This window comes from Afipia broomeae ATCC 49717, from assembly GCF_000314675.2.
In the GTDB taxonomy this organism is placed as follows: domain Bacteria; phylum Pseudomonadota; class Alphaproteobacteria; order Rhizobiales; family Xanthobacteraceae; genus Afipia; species Afipia broomeae.
The window spans coordinates 1407602-1431601 of sequence record NZ_KB375282.1; the positions used below are offsets into that span (position 1 = coordinate 1407602).

Genomic DNA, 24000 nt, shown 5'->3' on the forward strand with positions numbered 1-24000 from the left:
TTCGCTGGCTGGAGCCGTCTTTTCTCAAACGAGATCATGGGAGGACGACCCGGCCGCAAGGCAAGGGATTCGATTTCCATGGAGCTCAAGCTCTACGACACGCTGACGAAGGAGAAGCTGCCGTTCCGGCCGCTCGATCCGAAGAACGTGCGCATGTATGTGTGCGGGCCGACGGTCTATGACTTCGCGCATATCGGCAATGCGCGTCCCGTCATCGTGTTCGATGTTCTGTTTCGCTTGTTGCGGCACATCTACGGCGTGGACCACGTCAAGTATGTCCGCAACATCACCGATGTCGATGACAAGATCAACGATCGCGCCGCGCGGGACTTTCCCGGCCTGCCGCTCAGTGAGGCGATCCGCAAGGTCACCGAGGAGACGGAAAAACAGTTTCATGCGGACGTCGATGCGCTTGGCTGCCTGCGTCCGACCGTCGAGCCGCGCGCGACCGAGCACATCGCGGAAATGCGTGCGATCATCGAGAAACTGATCGCGGGCGGCAACGCCTATGTCGAGCAGGATCACGTTCTGTTCAACGTCGCGTCCGATCCGAACTACGGCAAGCTGGCGCGGCGTTCGCTCGACGAGATGCTGGCTGGTGCGCGCGTCGATGTCGCGCCCTACAAGCACGATGCGATGGATTTCGTGCTGTGGAAGCCGTCAAAGCCGGGTGAGCCGTCATGGCCTTCACCGGGCGGCATTACAACGCAGGGACGTCCGGGCTGGCACATCGAGTGCTCCGCGATGGCGTGGAAGCATCTCGGCGAGCAGTTCGACATTCATGGCGGCGGGATCGACCTGGTGTTTCCGCATCACGAGAACGAACTGGCGCAATCCTGCTGCGCGTTCCACAAGGATCGCATGGCCAACGTCTGGATGCACAATGGCTTCCTGCAGGTCGAAGGTGAGAAGATGTCGAAAAGCCTCGGCAACTTCGTCACGATCAGGGAGTTGCTGACAGGCTGGCGCGGCCGTTCATGGCCTGGCGACGCATTGCGGTTTGCAATGATGCAAACCCAATACCGTTCACCGATCGATTGGTCGTTGGCTGCGTGTGACAATGCATTCAACACGCTGAAGGACTTTTTCAGCGTAGCGGCGCCGCCCTCAGGAGAACCGCCTCCTTCTGTTATCGAAGCCCTGGCTGACGATCTGAATACACCCAGGGTGGTTGCCGAACTGCACGCCTTGCGCAAGCAGGTTCGCGACCCGGGAGATGAAGCCGCTGTTGCGCTTGGTAACGCGCTCGCGTTTCTCGGTCTCGATGCCGCGCGGTTTGCGGCGTGGGTTGCCAAGGCTGATGCCAGCGCCGTTTCCAAAGCGGGCAATGTCGATGATTTGATCGCCGATCGAGCTGCCGCACGTGCGCGGAAGGATTTCAAGGAATCGGACCGCATCCGCGACGAACTTGCTGCCAGAGGAATCGTGTTGAAGGACGGCAAGGATGCCGACGGCAAGCCTGTGACTACATGGGAGATTGCGCGATGACAAAGCCTGACACGCCTTTTCCCAAGCACTGGCGCTACTATATCGCGATCAAGTGGCTGCTGATTGTTGCCGCCATCGCGCTCGCGCTCAAACTCGTCAACGTCTGGTAAGGCAATGGGCCAATCCATCCCAAAAGTAGGCTTGCGGCCGTTTCTTCCCGAGGACACTCCGGTGCTCGCGGCGATCTTCGTCGCCAGCATCGATGAGTTAGCTGAGGATGACTATTCGGATGCTCAGCGTGAGGCGTGGGCAGGTGCCGCCGAGGACGAAAACCAATTCGGCAGGCGGCTTGCGGGCCAGTTGACGCTGGTGGCGACCATCGAAAGTTCGCCGGTGGGCTTTGCCTCGCTCAAAGGCAAAGATCATCTCGACCTGCTCTATGTGCATCCGGGCTTTGCGCGGCAGGGCGTCGCCACGGCACTTTGCGAAGCACTGGAAAAACTGGCCGGTGCACGCGGTGCGACCGCGCTGACGGCCGAAGCCAGCGACACCGCCGAGCCGTTTTTCGTCAAGCGCGGTTATACGGCCCAGCAGCGGAATACGGTGTCGGTCGGCGACGAATGGCTGGCCAACACCACCATGAAGAAATCACTGGGCGGCGCTGCGCCGCAAGGCGAGATGCCGGGAAGACCATCATGAGCCGCGAGCGTCTCTATCTGTTCGACACGACGCTGCGCGACGGAGCGCAGACCAACGGCGTTGATTTCACGCTGCACGACAAGCAGATCATCGCCAACATGCTCGACGATCTCGGGATCGACTATATCGAGGGCGGTTATCCTGGCGCGAACCCCTCGGATACGGAATTCTTTTCCTCAAAACCGAAATTCGATCATGCGAAATTCACCGCCTTCGGCATGACGCGCCGCCCGGGCCGTTCGGTGTCGAACGATCCCGGCGTCGCGGGTTTGCTCGAGGCGAAGGCCGACGCGATCTGTTTTGTGGCCAAATCGTCCGAATATCAGGTGAGGGTGGCGCTCGAGACCACCAACGAGGAAAATCTCGCCTCGATCCGCGACAGCGTCAGCGCGGCGAAGGCGTCGGGCCGTGAAGTTATGCTCGACTGCGAGCACTTCTTCGACGGCTTTAAGGAGAACCCGCAATTCGCTGTGGCCTGCGCGAAAGCGGCGTACGACGCCGGCGCGCGCTGGGTGGTGCTGTGCGACACCAACGGCGGCACGATGCCGAACGAAATCGAGAGCATCGTCGGCGAGGTTGTGAAGCATATCCCCGGCGATCATCTCGGCATCCACACGCATAACGATACCGAGCAGGCAGTTGCGAATTCGCTGGCTGCTGTGCGCGCGGGCGTGAGGCAAATCCAGGGTACGTTGAACGGGCTGGGTGAGCGCTGTGGCAACGCCAATCTCTGCTCGCTGATTCCGACGCTGAAGCTGAAGAAGGAATTTTCCGACAAGTTTGAGATCGGCGTATCGGACGAAAAACTCGCCACACTGGTTCATGCCTCGCGCGCGCTGGACGATATCCTCAATCGCGCGCCTGATCGTCATGCGCCCTATGTCGGCGAAAGCGCATTCGTCACCAAGACGGGCATCCATGCCTCGGCGGTGTTGAAAGACCCACAGACCTACGAACACATCACGCCGGAAGCTGTCGGTAACCACCGCAAGGTGCTGGTTTCCGATCAGGCCGGACGCTCCAACGTCATCGCCGAACTGGAGCGGGCCGGTATTCCGTTCGACAAGAACGATCCGAAGCTGACGCGTCTGGTTGAGGAGATGAAGGAGAAGGAAGCGGCGGGCTATGCCTATGAGTCCGCGGATGCTTCCTTCGATTTGCTGGCGCGCCGGACGCTCGGCAAGGTGCCTGATTATTTCAAGGTTGTGCAGTTCGATGTGAACGTCGAGCAGCGTTACAATGCGCTGGGACAGCATGTCACCGTGGCGATGGCGGTGGTGAAGGTTGATGTCGCCGGTGAAATGCTGATCTCGGCGGCGGAAGGCAACGGCCCGGTCAATGCGCTCGACGTCGCGCTGCGCAAGGATCTCGGCAAGTATCAGAAATACATCGAAGGTCTGAAGCTGGTCGACTATCGCGTGCGTATCCTCAATGGCGGCACGGGGGCGATCACCCGCGTGCTGATCGAGAGTGAGGACGAGGCGGGCGAACGCTGGACCACGGTGGGCGTATCGCCCAACATCATCGATGCATCATTTCAGGCCCTGATGGATTCGGTCGTCTACAAGCTGGTGAAATCCAACGCACCTGCGTGATCCATCCAAAGAGGAAGCGTCAAAATGCTCGATCATGTTTCGGTGGGGGTTGCCGATCTTGAACGGGCGGCGCGCTTTTATGAGGCCGCGCTTGCGCCACTCGGCCTGACAAAACTGATCGTGCGGCCCGCGACCGTCGGATTCGGAAAAAGCTATCCGGAATTCTGGATCAATCTGCGTCCGAACATGGCGCGCGTGTCGCCGGACAGCGGCACGCACATCTGCCTTCGCGCCAGAACAACGGGCGAGGTTGAAGCGTTTTATGCCGCAGCTCTCGGGGCAGGTGGCGCGGACAATGGACCGCCCGGCGTGCGTCCGCATGACCGCGTCAAATACTTTGCCGCCCTCGTTGCCGACCCGGACGGCAACCGCATCGAGGCGGTGACATTTCTCAAAGACGATAAGCCGGATTACAGCCGGCTTGCGACCTGATCGTCCATCAGCTTGGCTGATTCCGGCACCTGCGCCGCAACCTTCTGAAGCGTCGGGAGAATATCCTCAACGCGATCAGCGGTGAGAACATCGACCCACAGGTTGGCGCGGATGAACGCCGTCTGCTTCATGTGATCGATCAGCACGAGCAGCGGATTCCAGAAGCCCGCGATATTGGCGAGCAGGATCGGCTTGCTGTGACGGCCGAGCTGCGACCAGGTCATCTGCTCGACGAGTTCTTCCAGCGTGCCGACGCCGCCGGGAAATGCGACGAATGCGTCGGAGTGCTCGAACATGAGCTGTTTGCGCTCGTGCATGTCCTTCGTGACGATGAGCTCCTGCGCGTCTTTCAGGACGTGCTCCCGTTTGGTCAGAAAGGTCGGGATGATGCCGGTGACCTTGCCGCCATTTTCAAGTGCACCGGCCGCAACCGCGCCCATCAGGCCGATGGAGCCGCCGCCATAGACCAAGCCGACGCCGTTTTCGGCAAGGGTCTTGCCGAAGGCTGTAGCGGCTTTAACGAATTCGGGATTGGTACCGGGGCCGGAACCGCAATAAACACAGACGTTCTTGATAGTATTCATCTTATGCGATGTGGCATCGCATTGCGACATCGTCAAGACGCGTATCTTGCGGCGCACAGTCGATTGTTTCTCGAATCGCCGTTTTTTAAGGAAAGAGCCGCCGGGCAGGGTGCGAAAGGGGCGGGAACGCTCTATATGACGCATATGACTCCACCATGCGATATGGCGGCAAGAGCCGCCTCCGGCAGCGTCCGGCAGCCCCAAGGCGACCGACGCTAAAATGGCCGATCTCTATCCCGCCGAGCCTCCGGAGGCGCTGAATGACGCCCAGCCGGCAGCAGCCACCGAAGTGAATGCCGAAAAAGCCACGCTGTTCGGAACGCTGGCGCATCTATGGCCGTATATCTGGCCGGGCGACCGTGCCGATCTGAAGATGCGCGTCGTCTGGTCGATGGTTCTGCTGTTCATCGCCAAGGCGGCGACACTGTTTGTTCCCTTCACATTTAAGTGGGCCGTCGATGCACTGACCGGCGCCGACACCGCGCCGGTCCAGTCGTCGAACTGGCTGCTGTGGCTGATCGCTTCGCCGCTCATCATGACGCTCAGCTATGGCGCCATCCGCATCGTCATGATGGTGCTGACGCAGTGGCGTGACGGTCTGTTCGCCAAGGTGGCGATGCACGCGGTGCGCAAGCTGGCGTTTCTGACCTTCGTGCACATGCACGAACTGTCGCTGCGCTTTCATCTGGAACGCAAGACAGGTGGCCTGACCCGCGTGCTGGAACGCGGCCGCACCGGCATCGAGACCATGGTTCGCATGGTCATTCTTCAACTTGCGCCGACCATCGTCGAACTGGCTTTGATGATGGGCGTGCTGTTGTGGCAGTTCGACTGGCGGTACGTGCTCGTGACGTTCGTCACCGTCGTCGTGTACATGCTCTACACTTACTACGCGACCGAATGGCGGATCGAGATTCGCAAGCGGATGAACGATTCCGATACCGAGGCAAACACCAAGGCGATCGATTCGCTGCTGAACTACGAGACGGTGAAATATTTTAGCGCCGAGGAACGGGAAGCACGGCGCTACGATAAATCCATGGAGCGCTATGAGCGCGCCAGCGTTCACACCTACACCTCGCTCGCGGTGCTGAATACCGGGCAGGCGGTGATCTTCACGTTCGGCCTCACCGCAACCATGCTGATGTGCGCCGTCGGAATCCGCAACGGCACCAATACGGTCGGCGATTTCGTCATGATCAACGCCATGATGATTCAGCTTTATCAGCCGTTGAATTTCATGGGCATGGTGTATCGGGAAATCAAACAGGCGATTATCGACATCGAAAAGATGTTCGGCGTGTTGTCTCGCAATCCGGAAGTGAAAGATATTCCGGGCGCGAAGCCGTTGCAGATTTCAGCCGGTACGGTTCGTTTCGAAGACGTTCGTTTCTCGTACGATCCTGAACGGCCGATCCTGAAGGGGCTCTCGTTCGAGGTGCCCGCAGGCAAGACCGTCGCCATTGTCGGTCCATCGGGAGCGGGAAAATCGACAATCTCCCGGTTGTTGTTCCGGCTGTACGATGTCAGCGGCGGTCAGATCACAATCGATGGCCAGAACATTCGTGACGTCACGCAGTCGTCGCTGCGCGCGTCGATCGGGATGGTCCCGCAGGACACCGTGCTGTTCAACGACACCATCCGTTACAACATCCGCTACGGCCGGTGGGATGCGACCGACGCGGAAGTGGAAGCGGCCGCGACGATGGCGCAGATCGACGGCTTCATCCGCATGTCGCCGGACGGCTATGAGACCGAAGTCGGCGAACGCGGGCTGAAACTCTCCGGTGGCGAGAAGCAGCGCGTCGCGATAGCGCGTACGATCCTGAAGGGTCCGCCGATTCTGGTGCTCGACGAGGCGACATCGGCCCTCGACAGCCATACCGAACGCGAAATCCAGGACCAGTTGGAAAAGGTCGCACGTGGCCGAACGTCGCTGGTGATCGCGCACCGGCTGTCCACCATCGTCGGTGCGGACGAAATTATCGTGCTGGATCAGGGCCGCATTTCGGAGCGCGGCACTCACGCGCAGCTTCTGGCGGCAAACGGCCTTTACGCCAGCATGTGGAACAGGCAACGTGAGGCCCAGGAAGCGCGGGAAAAGCTGGCCATGATGGCCGACGAGAACATCGCGCCCAATCGCACGCCGCCGCCGGTCGATGATCCGCTGGCAGCGCCGGAAGCCGCAGAATAGTTTTAGGTCAATTCAACCCAGGTTCTTGAACGCATGTCCGTCGTTAAGTCCATTCGCGACCAGATTCCGCCGATCCATCCGGAAGGCTACCCATTCATCGGAGCTTTCGCCTTCGCCAGCCTGATCCTGTTTTGGATATGGACGCCGCTGGGCTGGATCGGGTCAGCATTGACGGTCTGGTGCGCATTGTTCTTCCGCGACCCGGTCCGGGTAACGCCGGTGCGGGAAGGCATCGTGGTGTCGCCGGCCGATGGCCGCGTCTCGATGGTGGTGCAGGCCGTGCCGCCGGCCGAACTCGGTCTCGGCGACAAGCCGCTGCCGCGCATCTCGATCTTCATGAGCGTGTTCAACTGCCATGTGAACCGCAGCCCGGTGGCCGGACGGATCGATCGCATCGCCTACCGCCCTGGAAAATTCCTCAACGCCGATCTCGACAAGGCGAGCGAAGACAACGAGCGCAATTCGTTGGTGATCTCGACGCCGGCTGGCCGGATCGGTGTGATCCAGATCGCCGGGCTCGTGGCGCGGCGGATCGTGTCATTCGTGAAAGAGGGCCAGGTCCTCGGGGCAGGCGAGCGCTTTGGGCTCATACGATTCGGCTCGCGGCTCGACGTGTTCCTGCCCGAGGGGGCCAAGGCGCTGGTGTCGGAAGGCCAGACGGCCATTGCCGGTGAAACCGTGCTGGCCGACTTCAAGCTTGGCGACGGCGGCCGCAGCTACCGGGTGGATTAACCAAGCCCGCGATCATCCTCCTGCCGTTTTGCCACAATGGCGAAGCATTGAGGGGATTGCTATATAAAGGCTTATGGACATGCCTTCCGATCCCAGAGCGCCTGATCTGCGCCGTCGCCGGTTTCGCCAGATTCCGATCCGGATGCTTGTGCCTAACGTCATCACGTTGCTGGCGATCTGCGCCGGCCTGACTGCAATCCGGCTGTCGATCGAAGGGCGCAACGAACTGGCGCTGGCGGCGATCGTGTTCGCGGCTGTGCTCGACGGCATTGATGGCCGCGTGGCGCGCATGATCAAGGGGCAGTCCCGCTTCGGAGCCGAACTGGACAGCCTCGCGGACTTCGTCAACTTCGGCGTTGCCCCCGCGCTCATTCTCTATTTCTGGCAGTTGCACGAGCTGAAGAATGTCGGCTGGATCGCTGCGATGATCTTTGCGATCAGTGGCGGTCTGCGGCTGGCCCGTTTCAACGCCACCATGGACGATCCGAACAAGCCTGCCTTCGCCGGAAACTACTTCACAGGCGTGCCGGCTCCGCTCGGCGCGCTTTGCGTTTTGCTGCCCATGTACCTGGTGTTTATCGGCGCGCCGCAACTGCCGGCTCCGATTACGGCGGTGTTCACCTTGTCGATCGCGTTCCTGATGGTGTCACGGCTGCCGGTGTTCTCGGGCAAGATGATCGGCGGCAGGATCGCACCGGACATGGTTCTGCCGGTCGTCGTCCTCGTGGTGTTGTTCATCGCCGTTCTGATCAGCTATCCGTGGCATCTTCTGACCGGCGGCTCGCTGATCTATCTGCTCAGTCTTCCTCTCGGGTGGGCGTCCTATCGCGCACATGAGCGCCGCGCGCGCGAAGAAGCCGCCGCTGCAAGCGAACCAAACTATTCGAGCCCTGCGACGGCAGATTTCAACGTCGTTTCCGATTCCGTTGAGAATGAACGGCCGCCACGGCTGAACTGACCGTCAGCCGCCTTGGCGCGATTATGGTTAATGAATTCCTGAGATTTTTCACGATCGCTTCCACCGGAATGCGGCTTTCCGCATATATATCCGGTGTTTGCGTCCGGTTTCTGCGATGCTCACGGCAATCTTGCCGCGCCATGGCATCAATTCGATAACCTTTACCCGAACTTAATTGCACCGACGTTAGTGTTCAAATGCGCGCTCAGAACGGGCCGCGCCGTATCGTTGCGTCGGAGTTTGAAATGGATATCGCCACCGGGGCAGGCCTGCTCGCTGGTATTGCCGTTCTCGTCACCCTGATCCTGATGGGCGGCGATTTCCGGATTTTCTACGACATTCACGCCATCATCATCATTGGAGGTGGCTCTTTTGCTGCAACGCTGATCCGGTTTCCTTTCGTTGCCATGCTTCATGGCATGCCGATGGGGCTGAAGTACGCGTTCACGATGCGGCAGACGACATCGCGCGAACTGGTCGACGAACTGGCGCAACTTGCGGAAGTCGCCCGGAAGCAGGGACCCGTGGGGCTTGAAAAAGTTGAAACCGACGATCCGTTCCTTGCCAAGGGCATCCGTTACGTCGCCGACGGCTACGACATGGATTTTATCCGCGACAACCTTGAGCGCGACCGCGACAATTTCCTGATGCATCTCGACGAGGGACAAAAGATCTATCGCGCCATCGGCGACTGCGCGCCGGCGTTCGGCATGATCGGCACCCTGATCGGCATGGTGCAGATGTTCTCGAACATGTCCGATCCGTCGAAGCTGGGTCCTTTCATGGCGGTGGCGCTGCTTGCGACGCTGTACGGTGCGCTTGTTGCGAACCTGTTTTGTTTGCCGATCGCCGACAAACTGCATGTCAAACTGACGGACGAAGATACCAATCGCACCCTGATCATCGACGGAATCCTGATGATCCGCGACGCGAAGTCGCCGACGCTGGTCCGCGAAATGCTGCTGGCCTATCTGCCTGAAAAGCATCGCCATGAAGAGGGCGAGCCGGTTCCGGCTTGATCTTTCGCGCTGACGTAAGGCGGCATAGGCCATGGCCAAGAAAAAGAAGGGCGCAGCACACGGGGGAGGTCACGGCTGGTTCGTGACCTTCGCCGATCTCATGGCGCTCCTGATGAGCTTCTTCGTGATGCTGGTCGCGTTCTCAACCCAGGATCAGCAGAAGCTCAAAATCGTTGCTGGTTCGATGCGGGATGCCTTCGGCGTCCAGAACGCATCGCGCTTCTCGGGTCTCATCGAGTCTGATGGTTTGCCGACACGTCCCAAGATGCGGAACGTTGCGCACATTCCGCCGGAGGAGGCATCCAATAATCCGACGCCGGATCAGGAAGACAAGAACAAGACGGCCGGCGCGCGCATGAAGACCGACCGCGAATTCGCGCTCGCCTCCGCCTCGCTTCGTCAGGCGCTGCAGGACCTGCCGGAGATTTCCGAGTTGTCCAAACACATCATGTTCGAGGAGACCAAGCAGGGGCTCAACCTCGAAATCGTCGATCAGGACGGCCGGTCGATGTTCGCCGACGGCTCCAAGCAGCCTCTGGAGCGGACGCGGCGCCTGCTTCAAAAGCTTGCCGCGCCACTCAAGGCCACGCCGCTTCGTGTCGCTATTGTCGGTCACACTTCGGCAGGCTTCCTGCCATCGCGTTCCGGGTATGACGGCTTTGACCTGTCCGCAGACCGCGCCAATGTCGTCCGCCAGATCCTTGAACAGGAGGGCTTGCCGACCTCCCACGTGTTCTCCGTCGCGGGCAAGGCCGATACTCAGCCGCTGTTTCCGGACGATCCCTCACTGGCCGCAAACCGGCGTGTGACGATTACATTGATGCGGGAGGACCCGCCGTTGCCGCCCAATCTGAGGCCCTGATCTAGGTGTATTATTATACCATCTGGCCGTGTTCCGCGGTTCCTGCGGACGCGTCGCATTGGACATCGGATGGCAGTGATATAAGAAGCGCCACTCCAAAGTGATCGCCGGGCTTGCCGGGATCAAAAGACACCGTCAGGGCGTTCCTTCGATCATGGCTGCCAGCGATACATCCGCCGATACGCCCCAAGAGGTGCCGGTAACAACCGGATTTTGGGCTCTCACTCTTGGAAGCATCGGTGTGGTGTTCGGCGATATCGGCACGTCGCCGTTGTATGCCTTCCGCGAAGCCGTCCACAACGCGACCCATGGCGGTCCCGTCTCGCGGGAGATCGTGCTCGGCGTTTTGTCGCTGATCCTTTGGTCGCTCATCGTCGTCGTCACCATCAAATATGTGCTGCTGCTGCTGCGCGCAGACAATAACGGCGAGGGCGGAACGCTGTCGCTGATGGCCCTTGGCCAGCGAGCGCTGGGCAGGCGCAGTTGGGTGCTCCTGGCGCTTGGCGTGATCGGGGGCGCGATGTTCCTTGGCGACGCGATGATTACGCCGGCCATTTCCGTGCTTTCCGCGGTCGAAGGTCTGAAGATCGCCGCCCCGGCGCTTGAGCACTATGTCGTCCCGCTGGCGATTGTGATTCTCGTCTGTCTGTTTGCTCTGCAAAGCCGTGGAACCGCCATGGTCGCCAGCGCCTTTGGTCCCGTCATGATCATCTGGTTCCTGACCCTCGGCGTGATGGGATTGATGCACATCAGCGACGATCCGGGCATCGTGCATGCCATCAACCCCATATTTGCCGTCCAGTTCTTGCTGACGCACGGCATGATCGGGCTGGTGATTTTGGGGGCGGTGTTTCTGGCCGTGACCGGCGGTGAGGCGTTGTACGCCGACCTTGGTCACTTCGGCCGCAAGCCAATTCAGGCCGCGTGGTTTTATTTCGTCCTGCCGTGCCTGCTGCTGAATTATTTCGGCCAGGGCGCTTTGGTTCTGGCGCATCCGGAAGCCATCGAAAATCCATTCTATCGCATGGTGCCGGAAAGCGTGCTGGTGCCGCTGATCTGTCTTGCGACTGCGGCGACCGTCATCGCCAGCCAGGCGGTGATCACCGGCGCATTCTCACTGGTGCGTCAGGCCATTCAGCTCGGACTGCTTCCGCGGTTTGAGGTTCGCTATACGTCCGAAACCCACGCCGGGCAGATCTATCTGCCGCGCGTCAACGTGATGTTGCTGATCGGCGTATTGCTGCTCGTCGGCCTGTTCCGCTCGTCCAGCAATCTCGCGTCGGCCTACGGCATCGCCGTGTCCACCACCATGGTCTGCGACGGCTTGATGTGTTTCGTCGTGATCTGGAAGCTCTGGAACTGGCGCGCCGCAACTGCGGCCGCGCTGATCGTGCCTTTAGTGATTGTCGATCTGACGTTTCTGACCGCGAATCTCCTGAAGCTTCTTCAGGGCGCTTGGGTGCCGGTGTTGTTCGGGATTTTGATGGCTGGTCTGGTTTGGACGTGGCGCCGTGGTACCGTGATTCTCATCAACAAGACCCGGCGCACCGAAGTGCCGTTAGCCGATCTCATCAAGAGTCTCGAAAAACGGCCGCCGCACATCGTGAAGGGCACCGCGGTTTTTCTCACCAGCGATCCCGCATACGTTCCGACCGCGCTCCTGCACAACCTCAAGCACAACAAGGTTCTGCACGAGCACAACGTCATATTGACCATCCACACCGCCGAGACACCGCGTGTCGATGTGGCCGATCGCGTGCGGATGGAGAAGATCAGCGACAAGTTCTCGACCGTCCGGCTCACCTTCGGCTTCATGGAATCACCGAACGTGCCGAAGGCGCTGGCAATCGCGCGCAAGCTCGGCTGGCAGTTCGACATCATGTCGACGTCGTTTTTCGTGTCCCGGCGCTCGCTAAAGCCTTCCGCCCAATCTGGTATGCCGCTGTGGCAGGACCATCTCTTCATTGCCATGAGCCGGTCCGCGAACGATGCCACCGACTATTTCCAAATTCCGACCGGGCGCGTGGTGGAAGTTGGCACTCAGGTAACTATCTGATTAGTCTTGTTAAATGCAGATCTGCCCTAGAGGGTATATGCGTTTAGGACATGCCTGTGGCATGAAAACAGTTTAACGTGTGCGCGAAGCGCGGGGGTATAGGCCTGCCGCGCTGCAATTGTGCAGTGAATTTCGAGGCAATCTTCCTGATGACCGATACGACATCAGCCGCGGCGGACACGCCGGCGGCAAATGGACATGGTGAGACGCATTCCACCGCGTCCTTCAAGGGACTGATGCTTGGGAGTATCGGCGTTGTCTACGGCGATATCGGCACCAGCCCCCTGTACGCGTTCCGGGAAGCTGTGACAGCAGCCGGCGCGACGGCCGCGACGGCCAACACGCAAGCCGTGCTCGGCGTGCTGTCGCTGATTCTATGGGCCCTTATTGTCGTGGTCACGCTCAAATACGTCGTGATCCTGCTGCGCGCCGATAACAACGGCGAGGGCGGAACGCTTGCATTGATGGCGCTGGCGCAGCGCGCGCTGGGCACCAGCGGCGGCGTTGTTGTTCTGCTCGGCATCATCAGCGGTGCGCTTTTCTACGGTGATGCGGTCATCACGCCGGCGCTGTCGGTGCTGTCTGCGGTCGAAGGCATCAAGCTCGTAACGTCCGCGCTCGATCACTACGTCGTTCCTATCACGATTATCATTCTCGTCGCATTGTTTGCTGTCCAATCGCGCGGCACGGCCCGCGTCGCCGCTTTCTTTGGCCCTATCATGTGTATCTGGTTCGCCGTCATGGCGGTGGCGGCGCTTCCATTGATCGCACAACAGCCAAGCGTGCTACTCGCATTCAATCCCGTATATGCGGTTTCATTCCTTCTCAATCACGGGATCATTGGTCTGGTCACGCTCGGCGCGGTTTTCCTCGCCGTGACCGGCGCCGAAGCGCTTTATGCCGATCTTGGTCATTTCGGCAAACGTCCCATCCAGACGGCATGGCTGTTTCTGGTGTTGCCGTCGCTGGCACTGAACTATCTCGGGCAGGGCGCACTGGTCATCGGCAATCCTCACACGATCGAGAATCCGTTTTTTCTAATGTTTCCTGAATGGGCGCTGGTTCCGATGGTTGTGCTCGCAACGGTCGCGACCGTGATCGCGAGCCAGGCCGTCATTACGGGGGCTTATTCCTTGACGCGGCAGGCCATTCAACTCGGTCTGTTGCCACGTTTCGAGATCACTCACACATCCGAAGCGCATTCCGGCCAGATCTACATTCCGCGTGTCAACACGTTGCTGCTTGTTGGCGTTTTGATGCTGGTCATGATGTTTCGCTCGTCCAGTTCGCTGGCGTCGGCCTACGGCATCTCGGTCACTGGCACGATGGTGGTCACGGCGATGATGGGTTTCGTCGTCATCTGGAAAGTGTGGAGGTGGTCATCATTCGCAGCGGCCGCTTTGATCTTGCCGTTTCTTGCGATCGATCTGACATTCCTGACGGCAAACCTGCTCAAGGTTTTCGAAGGCGGCTGGGTGCCGCTGGCGCTCGGCGGCGCGGTCATGCTTTTAATGTACACATGGCGGCGCGGGAGCAGGCTGCTCTATGAAAAGTCGCATCGGCAGGAAATTCCTCTCACCGATCTGATTACGATGCTGGAGAAGAAGCCGCCGCAGCGCGTGCCCGGCACGGCAGTCTTTCTGACAAGCAATCCGGATTATGCTCCGACCGCACTGATGCACAGTCTGAAACACTACAAGGTGCTGCATCAGAAAAATGTCATTCTCACCATCGAGATCGCATCGACACCGCGCGTGGATATCGCAGAGCGGGTACGGCTAGAAGATGTCGGAGAGATGTTCTCCAAGGTCACGCTCAAGTTCGGTTTCATGGAATCGCCGAACGTTCCGAAAGCGCTCGCCATTGCCCGCAAGCTCGGCTGGCAGTTCGACATCATGTCGACATCGTTCTTTCTTTCGCGCCGCGCCTTGAAGCCCGCTGCGCAGTCTGGAATGCCGCGCTGGCAGGATCATCTGTTCATCGGCATGAGCCGCTCGGCAAACGACGCCACGGACTACTTCCAGATACCGACCGGCCGTGTGGTGGAAGTCGGCACGCAGGTCACGATTTAGGGATAACCGGCGGCCCGCCAAGCTTGATTTTCTTGTCACAAAAAGAGAGGTTGTGCGCCGTTCGCGCTTAATCTTGGGGGCCGATCTTCTGGATTACCCTCGTGGAGGTCGATGTGTCACAGGCTGAAAAAGTTCACGATTTGACGGCGGAAGAGGTGTCCGCCGGAATTGCACAGGGGCGCTATCTCCTGATCGATGTGCGTGAGCCCAATGAGGTCGCGGCCGAGGCCTATCCGGACGCGGTGGTGCTGCCGCTCTCAACGTTTGATCCGGCTGAGATCCCAGATCCTCAGGGCAAGACGGTGGTTTTTGCCTGCCGCTCCGGCAAACGCTCAGTAACGGCGTCGCTGGCCGCACAGGCGGCGGGCAAGCCGTACGACTCGCATCTTGCAGGGGGCATGCTGGCGTGGAAGGCTGCCGGACTGCCGTCCAAAACAGGCGGCTGATCCTCGTGAACCGGATTTTCGCGGATCTCCCGAACACCATTTTTGACGTCATGTCGCAGGCTGCACGCGACCTCAACGCGATCAATCTCGGCCAAGGCTTCCCGGAAGATCCCGGTCCGCTCGACGTCAGGGAGAAGGCCGCCGACGCCGTCCTGAACGGCTACAACCAGTATCCCTCGATGATGGGGATTCCGGAACTGCGCCAGGCTATCGCGACCCATTACGCCCATTGGCACGGCCTGCAACTCGATCCCATGAGCGAGGTGATGGTGACGTCGGGCGCCACCGAGGCGCTGACAGGATCGATCCTCGGCCTCGTGCAGCCGGGCGATGAAGTGCTGCTGTTCCAGCCGATGTACGATTCCTATGTGCCGATCATCCGGCTCGCGGGTGGCATTCCCAAGTTTCTGCGCCTTGAGCCGCCGCACTGGCGTCTGCCGGAAGAGGCGATCCGCGCTGCCATTACTCCAAAGACGCGTTACGTCATTCTCAACAATCCGCTGAATCCGGCTGCCGTGGTCTATCCGCGCGAGGACCTCGAGATGCTCGGGCGGATTTGTCAGGAGCATAACCTGATCGCCATTTGCGATGAGGTCTGGGAGCATGTGGTGTTCGACGGCCGCGAACACATTCCGCTGATTTCGATTCCCGGCATGCGCGATCGCACGGTGAAGATCGGATCGGCCGGAAAGGTCTTTGGCCTGACCGGATGGAAAATTGGTTTCGTCTGCGCCGCGCCGCAGATCCTGCGTGTGCTCGCGAAGGCGCATCAGTTCATCACCTTCACGACGGCGCCCAGCCTTCAGGTTGCAGTCGCCTACGGCCTCGGCAAACCAGATGACTATTTCCTGCAAATGCGGGCGGATCTGGCGCGCAGCCGCGATCGTTTGAGCAAAGGCCTCTCAAATCTTGGTTTCCCGGTTCTGCAATCGCAAGGGACTTACTTTCTCAACGTTGATCTCGCGCCGCTTGGATTGAATGAAAGCGACGTGGCTTTCTGCAAGCGCATCGTCCATGAGCACAAGGTTGCCGCCATTCCTGTGTCGGCCTTTTATGAAGAGAACCATGTCACATCTGTCGTGAGATTCTGCTTCTCGAAGAAAGATGCAACGCTCGACACGGCGCTTGAGCGGCTGACGCACGTTCTTCACGGTTAAGGAGAATACGGTGATCGCTGGTGGAAAGAGGGGACTGACCCTTGCTGTAATTGTTGCAGGTGTTCTTTTAGCTTCGACGCCATTCACGCAGGCGCAGCAGCGCAGCGTGAATTTCTACAACTGGTCGAACTATATGGCGCCCGGTGTCCTCGAGCAGTTCACCAAGGAAACCGGCATCAAGGTCACCTACGACACGTTTGATGCCAACGAGACCGTCGAGACGCGGCTCTTGGCGGGCAAGTCCGGTTACGATGTGGTCGTGCCGACGGCGTATTTCCTGCAGCGTCAGATCGCGGCCAACATTTTCCAGAAGCTCGATAAGACGAAGCTGCCTAACCTTGCTAATGCGTGGCCAGAAGTAACTAAACGCCTTGCGATTTATGATCCCGGCAACGCGTTTGCCGCCAATTACATGTGGGGCACCACCGGCATCGGCTACAACGTCAAAAAGGTGCAGGACATTCTCGGCGCTGACGCCAGGATCGATTCATGGTCGGCTGTTTTCGTTCCCGAGAACCTCGCAAAGTTCAAGGATTGCGGCATCCACATGCTGGATTCCGCGGATGATATCCTGCCGGCCGCGCTGAACTATCTTGGCCTCGATCCGAATTCGACCAAACAGGCTGACCTTGAAAAGGCCGCCGACCTTGTCAGCAAGGTGCGGCCTTATGTGCGCAAGTTTCATTCATCAGAGTATCTGAACGCACTGGCCACCGGCGAAATCTGTTTCGTGGTCGGCTGGTCGGGCGATATCAAACAGGCGCAGAGCCGCGCGGCGGAAGCCAAGAACGGCGTCGAAATCGGATATGCAATTCCGAAAGAGGGGGCGCAGATGTTCTTCGATAATTTTGCGATCCCTGCGGACGCGAAGAATGTCGCCGAGGCCCACGAGTTGATCAATTACCTTTACAGGCCGGATGTCGCTGCCAAGAACTCGGATTTCCTGTCTTATGCCAACGGCAATCTCGCCAGCCAGAAGCTGATCGATCCGAAGGTCATGAATGACAAGACCGTTTATCCGGACGAAGCGACTTTGAGCCGCTTGTTCGTGATCACAGCGCGCGATCCGGCGACCCAGCGCATCATCAACCGGCTATGGACGCGGGTTAAGACGGGTCGCTGATCACCGCCACCGGCGGTGTAGCCAGAGCCATTGTTCGGGATGTTCGCGCACCCATCCCTCGATCACGCTGTTGATGGCCTGCGTGGTGCCTTGCACGTCGATCTTGCCTTCGGCGTCGCGTACCGGCGTCACTTCGTCTGACACCTCGATGCGAAAGCGATGGTTGGGGAGACGGATGATGCGCACGCCGTGGATCGGGACTTCGATCTGCCGCGCAAGGCGCGCGAGCAATGGATTGGCTTTCGTCTTTCGCCCAAAGAATGTGATATCGACGCCGCGGCCGAAGTGCTGGTCTACCAGCATGCCGACGTGGATGCCGCTCTGCAGGGCCTGCGCCAGCCGCAGCGGTGCGTCATGGGTGGTGGCGACCATCGTGCCCATGTTGACGGCACGAATGTCCTGGATCGCGCGGTCGACAGCCGCGATGTTCGGGCGGCGGAACAGTACAGCGGATTCGAGACCGTAGGCCGGAGCGGCGAGGGCGGGCAATTCCCAGTTGGCGAGGTGGGATGCGAAGATCAGCGCGCCCTTGCCGTCGTCGCGAAGTGCAAGAAATTTCTCTATGCTGCCGGGAGCAGGCTCGATGCGTCCACTCTCCCAGCTCTCCGGATTGAGATCCCAGAGGTGGTCGATATGCGCGAACTCCGCGCCGACGCGGCCGAGATTCTCCCAGACGCCCATCAGGATGGTATCGATTTCGGCCGGTGATTTTTCCGGAAAAGCCGCTGTCAGGTTGGCGCGGCCGATCTTGTGTTCCCGCAGCCATGGACCGATGGTTCGCGTGACCGAGCCGAAGAAATTCGCGGTCTTGTCGGGATCGAAATAGCGGGTAGCGCGCAACAGTCCGACCGCAATCGCGCCGACGATCGCCCCTGTCACAGGCTTGAGCGCGTCGCGCAGAATAGCCCTGGTACGGAGGAACAGGCGGCGCATCACAGTGTGACGATGATCTTGCCGAACACTTGCCGGCTTTCCATCCGCTTGAGCGCGGTGGCGACGTCCTCAACCGGCACTTCGGTGTCGATGACTGGCTTCATGCCGGCGGCCATTTTGTCGAGGCTCTCGGCGATGTTCTTGATGGTCGCGCCGAACGATCCGAAGATGCGGTACTGCTGCTGGAAAAGCTGCATCAGGTTGATCGTGGTGGTCGGCCCCGAGGTCGAACCGCAGGTGACCAGCCGTCCGCCGCGCTTCAGGACCAGCAGCGAGCCGTTGAAAGTATCTGCGCCGACATGCTCGAACACCACGTCGACACCTTTTTTCCTGGTGATTTTGCGTGTCTCACCTTCGAAGCGGTCTTTGCGATAGTTGATGACATGGTCCGCGCCGAGCGCCTTTACGCCCTCAATCTTGGAGTCATCGCCAACCGTGGTGATGACGGTGCAGCCGATGGCCTTTGCCATCATGATCGCGACCGTACCGATGCCCGAGCCGCCGGCGTGTACCAGCAATGTCTCGCCTGGCAGCAATTTGGCGTTGTCGAACAGCATGTGCTGAACGGTCGAATACGCGATCGGCGCGCAGGCCGCGTCGCGATCGGAGACGCCGTCCGGCACCGGGATCACCAGCCGCTCGTTGAGGTTCATCAGCTCGCGGGCGAAGCCGTCGACATGAAATCCCATGATGCCGGCGACGTTCTCGCAGAGATTGTCACGGCCGGCCTGACATGCGGGGCAGGTGCCGCAGGTCAGCGCGCCGTACATCACGACTTTCTGTCCCGGCTTGAATCGGGTTACGCCGTCGCCGATGGCTGCAATCTCGCCGGAGGCTTCCGCGCCGACCACAAGCGGCAGCTTGCGTTTGGCGAATGCCATGCCGCGATAGCCCCACACGTCGATGTGGTTGAGAGCGACAGCCTTGACGCGGATTTGCACCTCGCCCGCGCCGGGCGGCGGCGGGGGTGGTGCATCCGCGACCACGAGTTGGCGGTCGGCAACGAGGGTGAGGGCACGCATAAAGGCGTCCTGAAAGGCTGTTTTTGCTTGCAGATTTAGGCGTGGGTATCGCCGGTTCGGCGGAAGCCGTCAACCGCCGAACACCCTGGCCGGAAGCCTTTAGACGGGCTCGCGGGCCAGGATCAGGGATGCGTTCTGACCGCCAAAGCCGAATGAGTTCGACATCACTGCTGTCACGCGCGCATCGCGGGCCTTGTTCGGAACCACATCGAACGGGATTGCCGGATCGGGCACATCGTAATTAATGGTCGGCGGAATTCGCTGGTTCTCCAGCGTGAGCAGCGAGAACACGGCTTCCACCGCGCCCGCAGCCGAAAGCGTATGTCCGATCATCGACTTGTTGGACGAGACCGGAATCTGCTGTGCGCGATCGCCGAACACCGTAGAAATGCCAAGATATTCCATCTTGTCGTTTTCCGGCGTGCTGGTGCCGTGAGCATTGATGTAGTCGATCTGCTCGATACCCATTCCGGCATCGGACAGTGCATTCTTCACGCAGCCCACGATCGGTTTGCCGTCAGGGCTTGAGCGTGTGCGATGGAATGAGTCAGCAAGCTCGCCGCATCCAGCGACGATGCCGAGAATCTTCGCACCGCGTGCAGTGGCGGCTTCAAGGCTTTCCAGCACCAGCGCACCGGCGCCTTCCGCCATGACAAAGCCGTCCCGATTCTTCGAGAACGGGCGTGCCGCCGCATGTGGCGGTTCGTTGTTGGTGGACAGCGCGGACAAAAGTGAGAAGCGAATAAGCGCCTCTGCGTTAACTGAGCCGTCGGTTGCGACGCACAGCGCCGCATCGGTTTCGCCGCGGCGGATCGCTTCGACACCGAGCTGGATCGCGGTCGCGCCGGAGGCACATGCCGTCGACAGCGAAATCGGAGATCCCTTGGTGCCGAAAGTCTCGATCAGATGATCGGCGACGGAGCCGAACAGAAAGCGGCGGTGCAAGCCGGTGAAACGGCCGTTACCACTGGCCTTGAGCAGCGCGTCATAATCGATACCCGCGCTCATCCCCGTCGCGCGGGCGATGTCGTTGCGGGGTTCCCATTCGAGTTCGATCGGGGCGACCGCCAAAAAAAGCGGGCCGGGGAAGTCACCCTTGCTGCCGATGCTGGACTGCGCAACCGCTTCCTCGACAGCTACGTCGGCCAGCCGCTCGGAGAGTGAAGTCGACGAGAACGGTTCGACCGGAATGAAGTCGACGGTGCCGGCTATTGTCGTCTTCAGTCCGTTGGTCGGGAAACGCGTGATGGTCCGGATGCCGGACTCGCCTGCGGTCAATTTGGCCCAGTTGTCGGACTTGCCTGCGCCGAGGGATGTGACAACACCCATGCCGGTGACGACTACGATGGGTCGTCCGAACTTGTCGCGAGTCGTCGTCGTCATGGTTTTTCCCCGCTTAGACGGCCTCAACCAGCGCCATGCCTTCGCCGCGCCAGTGACCGGCCCCGATCACCACAATCTGGGATGGCGCCTTTGTCATTTCAATCTCGACGCCGGTTTTATCGTTCGGCGGAAACAGCGCGCCGCGCGAGATCGACAGCGCCGCGAGCGCCAGACCGAGCGGGAATTGAGCCTCTACGACATGGCCGAAAGGGGTGGCGGTGCCGCGGGTTGGAATATCGCGATGCTTATTGAGGAACGCACGCTCTTCCGCAGTCACGGGGGCAGCTCCGGTCGCGCCGGTGATGATCGCGCTGTTCTCGCCGATCGCCCCAATCTTTGACCACAGTCCCTCGAGGACTGCCGTCACGTCACCGGGGTTCTTGCGCCGTGCATGGTCGGAAAAGACCTTAGTCAGCTTTGCATAAGGCTTTGCGCCGCGCGCCTGGGCGTGTTCTTTCGACTCGATGACCAGAAACACGCCGCCCGCGCCGAGTGCGAAGCCGTTGTCGCGTTCCCAGACAGGCATAAACTTGTTCTTCAGGTTGAAATCGCCGAACTCGTAGAGCATCAGCATTTCCTTGCGCTCGCTGTTCTGGGCTGCGCCGACAAGGGCAATGTCGCTTTGTCCGTCAAGAATGCGCGCCAGTGCGATACGAGCAGCGTCCACGCCGGCGGATTCCTCGCCCATGAAGGTCCGGGACGATCCTGTGACGCCGTGAACGATGGAGATGTTGCCGGCGAGCAGGTTCGACAGCTGTGCCAGAAACAGCGTGGGGCGCAGGTCGTTCATCAGCCGTTCGTTGAGCAGAGCCGGATCGGCGTTGCCCTGGATGTTGGCGTTGACGATCGAGGAATCCACCGCAAGGTCACGTTCGCCGCCACCCGCGGCAACGATCATGTCCATGCGCGAGAGGATCTCGGCATTACCCTTGACGCCAGCGGAGTCGAGCGCGAGACCCGCCGCATATGTACCGATGCGTTGCCATGCTTCCATCTGGCGCTGGTCGCCCTTCTTGGGGATCTGCGCGTCGAAGCTCAGCTTGGTCATCGGATGGACGATGTAGGGCGCGAAGGTTGTCTCGTCGACGTTGATCGTCTTGGCATTAAGCGCGTCCCAATGCGCGTCCAGCCCCTCGCCGAGCGATGTGGCGAGGCCGATGCCCGTGATCCAGGCTTCGCGCGGTCCGCCTTTTGATGAAGGGATCTCAGTCATGAGCGATTGCCTGTTCGGGAAAGCCGATACGCTTCGCCATCGCTTCCATGTGGACGCGCAAGTCCGGGTGAGGGAATGGCGTATGGCGGAAGGTTAGTGTCGCGTTGCATTTCAACTTGCCACCGATACGGACGTTGGCGTCGGTGACAGCGAAGCCCGAGCCGTCATGAACGAGGCTCGCGTTGATCGTTAGCAGTTCGCCAGGCTTCACGAAGTCGCGCATCTTGGCTTCCTTGACGCTGGCAAGGAATGGCATGCGCTCGAATTTCAGGAGCGCGATCAGGAGCCAGCCGGACGTCTGTGCCATCGTCTCGGTCAGCAGCACGCCCGGCATCAGCGGATAGCCGGGAAAGTGCCCCTCGAAGACGGTACTGGTTTCGGGGACCTGCGACTCGACCGTAATCGTCCGCTTACCGACGTCGAGGTCGGTGATGCGGTCAACCATCTGGAAGTATTCGAGCTGCATGGCAGGGGCGTCAGGCGCCCTTGGCGGCGACCAGTTCGTCGATGCGCGCGCTGAGGTTCTTCAGGACAAAGTACTGCTCGGTCGTGGCCTTACCGTCGTTGACCTCCTGCGTCCACTTCTCCAGCGGCAGCTTGATGCCGAACGCCTTGTCGATGGCGAAGGCGATGTCGAGGAAGTCGAGGCTGTCGATGCCCAGATCGTCGATCGCGTGGCTTTCCGGGGTGATCGTGTCGCGAGGAATGTCGCACGTTTCCGCAATGATCGTGGCGACCTGATCGAATGTAGACGACATGCTAAACCTTTGAGATTTTTGAGGTAAATGCCATTTCTGGCATGGGGCGCTGGGCTCGAAACCGTGCCACAAGCCCCTTTGGACGGGTTAAACCCCGTATATCGGAGCCATGATCCGAGTTCAATGGCGCAACGTGACAGCGAAATGACCCGTTTTCGACCCTAGTTGTGGCGAATCGGATCGGTTTTCTGTGCTGAAATGTGCGCGCAATCCCGTCGGCCCATCAGGACGCAGTCCTGCGTGTTCCGGAGATCGGCAAGGGTCATGGCGAGCCACATGCCGGCCCCCGTCAGCGCTGCCGTAAAGGCAATGGCAGCGGCATTCGCGATCATGCGATGACGATAGTCGTCGGGACTTTCGTTCGCCCGTTCGTAGCGGGACAGGTCGGGCGCAAGTTTGTCGGCCCGATTTACCGTCGGGGACCGTGCCCGTGTGCGCGGGCGGAATTTCAGCACGCGATGATCGCCGTCAGTCATGAAAGACAGTCCAAATCAGCAAAGCCATCCTAAGTCGGTCGCGCAACTATATCTTCCGCGAAGAAGGTATTCCTGTGATGCCGAAAAGAATAGGCCGGAATCGATCCAGCCGAGCATCGGCTCGAAACACGTTCGTGGCCTGTAAAATAATGCCTTGAAAGTGATGTTATCGGCCGCGCTTCTCTGCGCGGGGTTGGCTAAGGTCTGGGAACTTCCACCGGAGTGCCGTCCAATGGCCAACAAACGCGAACCGATCCTTGAGCCCGTTTCAATTCTGTCCCTGCGGCCGACCCAGATGACTGTCGGCATGCGGGAGGTCGGCGAGAAGCGCAAGCGATGGCGCGCTCACAAATCGAAGAAGAAGGCCGAGCTTCTGGGGCGCCACATGATCCCGGTCGTAGTCGGGCCCGACAAGCGAAACTATGTGATCGACCATCACCACCTGGCACGCGCGCTTCATGAGGAAGGTGAAAAAGAAGTCCTCGTCTCGGTGGTCGCTGACCTGACGATGGTCGATCCGAAAGCGTTCTGGATCGTGCTCGACAATCACCGGTGGGTTTATCCTTATGATGTTAAGGGCGAGCGCCGTAACTACAGGGATTTGCCGAAAGATGTGACCGGGTTGAAGAATGATCCATTCCGAAGTCTGGCAGGTGAATTGCGCCGGGCCGGTGGCTTTGCAAAGGATACAACGCCATTCAGCGAGTTCCTGTGGGCGGACTTCCTGCGCCGGAGAATGTCGCGCAAGACGGTCGATAATGATTTTGCAAAGGCAATCGAGCAGGCGCTGTCGCTGGGCAAGAGCAAGGACGCGATCTATCTGCCCGGATGGTGCGGGCCGGCGAGCGACGACTAGGC

At 59.9% G+C, this 24000-nt stretch carries 23 protein-coding genes; 15 read left to right on the forward strand and 8 right to left on the reverse strand.

The window, feature by feature from the left end; all coding sequences use genetic code 11:
• Window positions 1-78: 78 nt before the first annotated feature.
• From cysS to HMPREF9695_RS06515, 4 genes are all read left to right on the forward strand, one after another.
• Window positions 79-1488 carry a cysteine--tRNA ligase gene (cysS, locus tag HMPREF9695_RS06500; RefSeq protein WP_006020026.1) on the forward strand — a complete coding sequence of 470 codons (1410 nt, stop codon included), beginning with the start codon at window positions 79-81 and terminating at the stop codon, window positions 1486-1488.
• A 114-nt stretch (window positions 1489-1602) separates the two neighbouring features.
• On the forward strand, window positions 1603-2127 hold the full coding sequence (locus tag HMPREF9695_RS06505) for a GNAT family N-acetyltransferase (RefSeq protein ID WP_041711430.1): 525 nt from the start codon (window positions 1603-1605) through the stop codon (window positions 2125-2127).
• A complete protein-coding gene (cimA, locus tag HMPREF9695_RS06510; protein ID WP_006020029.1) occupies window positions 2124-3722 on the forward strand; it encodes a citramalate synthase in 1599 nt (532 codons plus the stop codon). The genes HMPREF9695_RS06505 and cimA overlap by 4 nt, the downstream gene beginning before the upstream one ends.
• 24 nt (window positions 3723-3746) lie before the next feature.
• A complete protein-coding gene (locus tag HMPREF9695_RS06515) occupies window positions 3747-4154 on the forward strand; it encodes a VOC family protein (protein WP_006020030.1) in 408 nt (135 codons plus the stop codon).
• Here HMPREF9695_RS06515 and HMPREF9695_RS06520 read toward each other — a convergent pair.
• On the reverse strand, window positions 4133-4738 hold the full coding sequence (locus HMPREF9695_RS06520; RefSeq protein WP_041711947.1) for an LOG family protein: 606 nt from the start codon (window positions 4736-4738) through the stop codon (window positions 4133-4135). The two genes, HMPREF9695_RS06515 and HMPREF9695_RS06520, sit on opposite strands and share 22 nt — an antisense overlap.
• Window positions 4739-4958: 220 nt before the next feature.
• Between HMPREF9695_RS06520 and HMPREF9695_RS06525 the strand changes: the two genes are divergently transcribed.
• The 10 genes from HMPREF9695_RS06525 to HMPREF9695_RS06570 all read left to right on the forward strand — a co-directional run bounded on the left by HMPREF9695_RS06525 (window position 4959) and on the right by HMPREF9695_RS06570 (window position 17357).
• Window positions 4959-6932, forward strand: a complete 1974-nt coding sequence (locus HMPREF9695_RS06525) for an ABCB family ABC transporter ATP-binding protein/permease (RefSeq protein ID WP_006020032.1) — start codon at window positions 4959-4961, stop codon at window positions 6930-6932.
• A 33-nt stretch (window positions 6933-6965) separates the two neighbouring features.
• Window positions 6966-7664: a phosphatidylserine decarboxylase gene (locus HMPREF9695_RS06530; RefSeq protein ID WP_006020033.1), complete on the forward strand. Its 699-nt coding sequence runs from the start codon at window positions 6966-6968 to the stop codon at window positions 7662-7664.
• A 79-nt stretch (window positions 7665-7743) separates the two neighbouring features.
• A complete protein-coding gene (gene pssA, locus HMPREF9695_RS06535) occupies window positions 7744-8622 on the forward strand; it encodes a CDP-diacylglycerol--serine O-phosphatidyltransferase (RefSeq protein ID WP_006020034.1) in 879 nt (292 codons plus the stop codon).
• A gap of 245 nt (window positions 8623-8867) precedes the next feature.
• The gene (locus HMPREF9695_RS06540; RefSeq protein WP_006020035.1) at window positions 8868-9641 is read left to right on the forward strand and encodes a motility protein A; all 774 of its coding nucleotides are present in this window, start codon (window positions 8868-8870) and stop codon (window positions 9639-9641) included.
• A gap of 31 nt (window positions 9642-9672) precedes the next feature.
• The gene (locus HMPREF9695_RS06545) at window positions 9673-10503 is read left to right on the forward strand and encodes an OmpA/MotB family protein (protein WP_006020036.1); all 831 of its coding nucleotides are present in this window, start codon (window positions 9673-9675) and stop codon (window positions 10501-10503) included.
• A 154-nt stretch (window positions 10504-10657) separates the two neighbouring features.
• A complete protein-coding gene (locus HMPREF9695_RS06550; RefSeq protein ID WP_006020037.1) occupies window positions 10658-12559 on the forward strand; it encodes a potassium transporter Kup in 1902 nt (633 codons plus the stop codon).
• 149 nt (window positions 12560-12708) lie between these two features.
• Window positions 12709-14631: a potassium transporter Kup gene (locus tag HMPREF9695_RS06555; RefSeq protein ID WP_006020038.1), complete on the forward strand. Its 1923-nt coding sequence runs from the start codon at window positions 12709-12711 to the stop codon at window positions 14629-14631.
• A 101-nt stretch (window positions 14632-14732) separates the two neighbouring features.
• Window positions 14733-15077 (forward strand): rhodanese-like domain-containing protein, encoded by a 345-nt coding sequence (locus tag HMPREF9695_RS06560; RefSeq protein WP_034459405.1) that lies wholly within the window; start codon window positions 14733-14735, stop codon window positions 15075-15077.
• A 5-nt stretch (window positions 15078-15082) separates the two neighbouring features.
• Window positions 15083-16234 carry an aminotransferase gene (locus HMPREF9695_RS06565; RefSeq protein ID WP_006020040.1) on the forward strand — a complete coding sequence of 384 codons (1152 nt, stop codon included), beginning with the start codon at window positions 15083-15085 and terminating at the stop codon, window positions 16232-16234.
• Window positions 16235-16283: 49 nt separating this feature from the next.
• Window positions 16284-17357, forward strand: coding sequence for a polyamine ABC transporter substrate-binding protein (locus HMPREF9695_RS06570; RefSeq protein WP_430648569.1), 1074 nt, complete (start codon window positions 16284-16286; stop codon window positions 17355-17357).
• Here HMPREF9695_RS06570 and HMPREF9695_RS06575 read toward each other — a convergent pair whose 3' ends face one another.
• The 7 genes from HMPREF9695_RS06575 to HMPREF9695_RS06605 all read right to left on the reverse strand — a co-directional run bounded on the left by HMPREF9695_RS06575 (window position 17358) and on the right by HMPREF9695_RS06605 (window position 23142).
• A complete protein-coding gene (locus HMPREF9695_RS06575) occupies window positions 17358-18290 on the reverse strand; it encodes a lipid A biosynthesis lauroyl acyltransferase (RefSeq protein WP_006020042.1) in 933 nt (310 codons plus the stop codon).
• Window positions 18290-19312, reverse strand: coding sequence for a zinc-binding dehydrogenase (locus HMPREF9695_RS06580; protein WP_006020043.1), 1023 nt, complete (start codon window positions 19310-19312; stop codon window positions 18290-18292). The genes HMPREF9695_RS06575 and HMPREF9695_RS06580 overlap by 1 nt, the downstream gene beginning before the upstream one ends.
• A gap of 99 nt (window positions 19313-19411) precedes the next feature.
• Window positions 19412-20695, reverse strand: a complete 1284-nt coding sequence (locus tag HMPREF9695_RS06585) for a beta-ketoacyl-ACP synthase (RefSeq protein WP_006020044.1) — start codon at window positions 20693-20695, stop codon at window positions 19412-19414.
• A gap of 13 nt (window positions 20696-20708) precedes the next feature.
• Window positions 20709-21908 carry a beta-ketoacyl-ACP synthase gene (locus HMPREF9695_RS06590; RefSeq protein ID WP_006020045.1) on the reverse strand — a complete coding sequence of 400 codons (1200 nt, stop codon included), beginning with the start codon at window positions 21906-21908 and terminating at the stop codon, window positions 20709-20711.
• A complete protein-coding gene (locus HMPREF9695_RS06595; protein WP_006020046.1) occupies window positions 21901-22374 on the reverse strand; it encodes a 3-hydroxyacyl-ACP dehydratase FabZ family protein in 474 nt (157 codons plus the stop codon). Before HMPREF9695_RS06595 ends, HMPREF9695_RS06590 begins: the two co-directional genes overlap by 8 nt.
• 10 nt (window positions 22375-22384) lie before the next feature.
• Window positions 22385-22666, reverse strand: coding sequence for an acyl carrier protein (locus HMPREF9695_RS06600; protein ID WP_002711294.1), 282 nt, complete (start codon window positions 22664-22666; stop codon window positions 22385-22387).
• 161 nt (window positions 22667-22827) lie between these two features.
• Window positions 22828-23142, reverse strand: a complete 315-nt coding sequence (locus HMPREF9695_RS06605) for a hypothetical protein (protein WP_006020047.1) — start codon at window positions 23140-23142, stop codon at window positions 22828-22830.
• A 232-nt stretch (window positions 23143-23374) separates the two neighbouring features.
• Between HMPREF9695_RS06605 and HMPREF9695_RS06610 the strand changes: the two genes are divergently transcribed.
• Complete coding sequence (locus HMPREF9695_RS06610) at window positions 23375-23998, forward strand: ParB-like protein (RefSeq protein ID WP_006020048.1); 624 nt, start codon at window positions 23375-23377, stop codon at window positions 23996-23998.
• Window positions 23999-24000 lie beyond the last annotated feature (2 nt).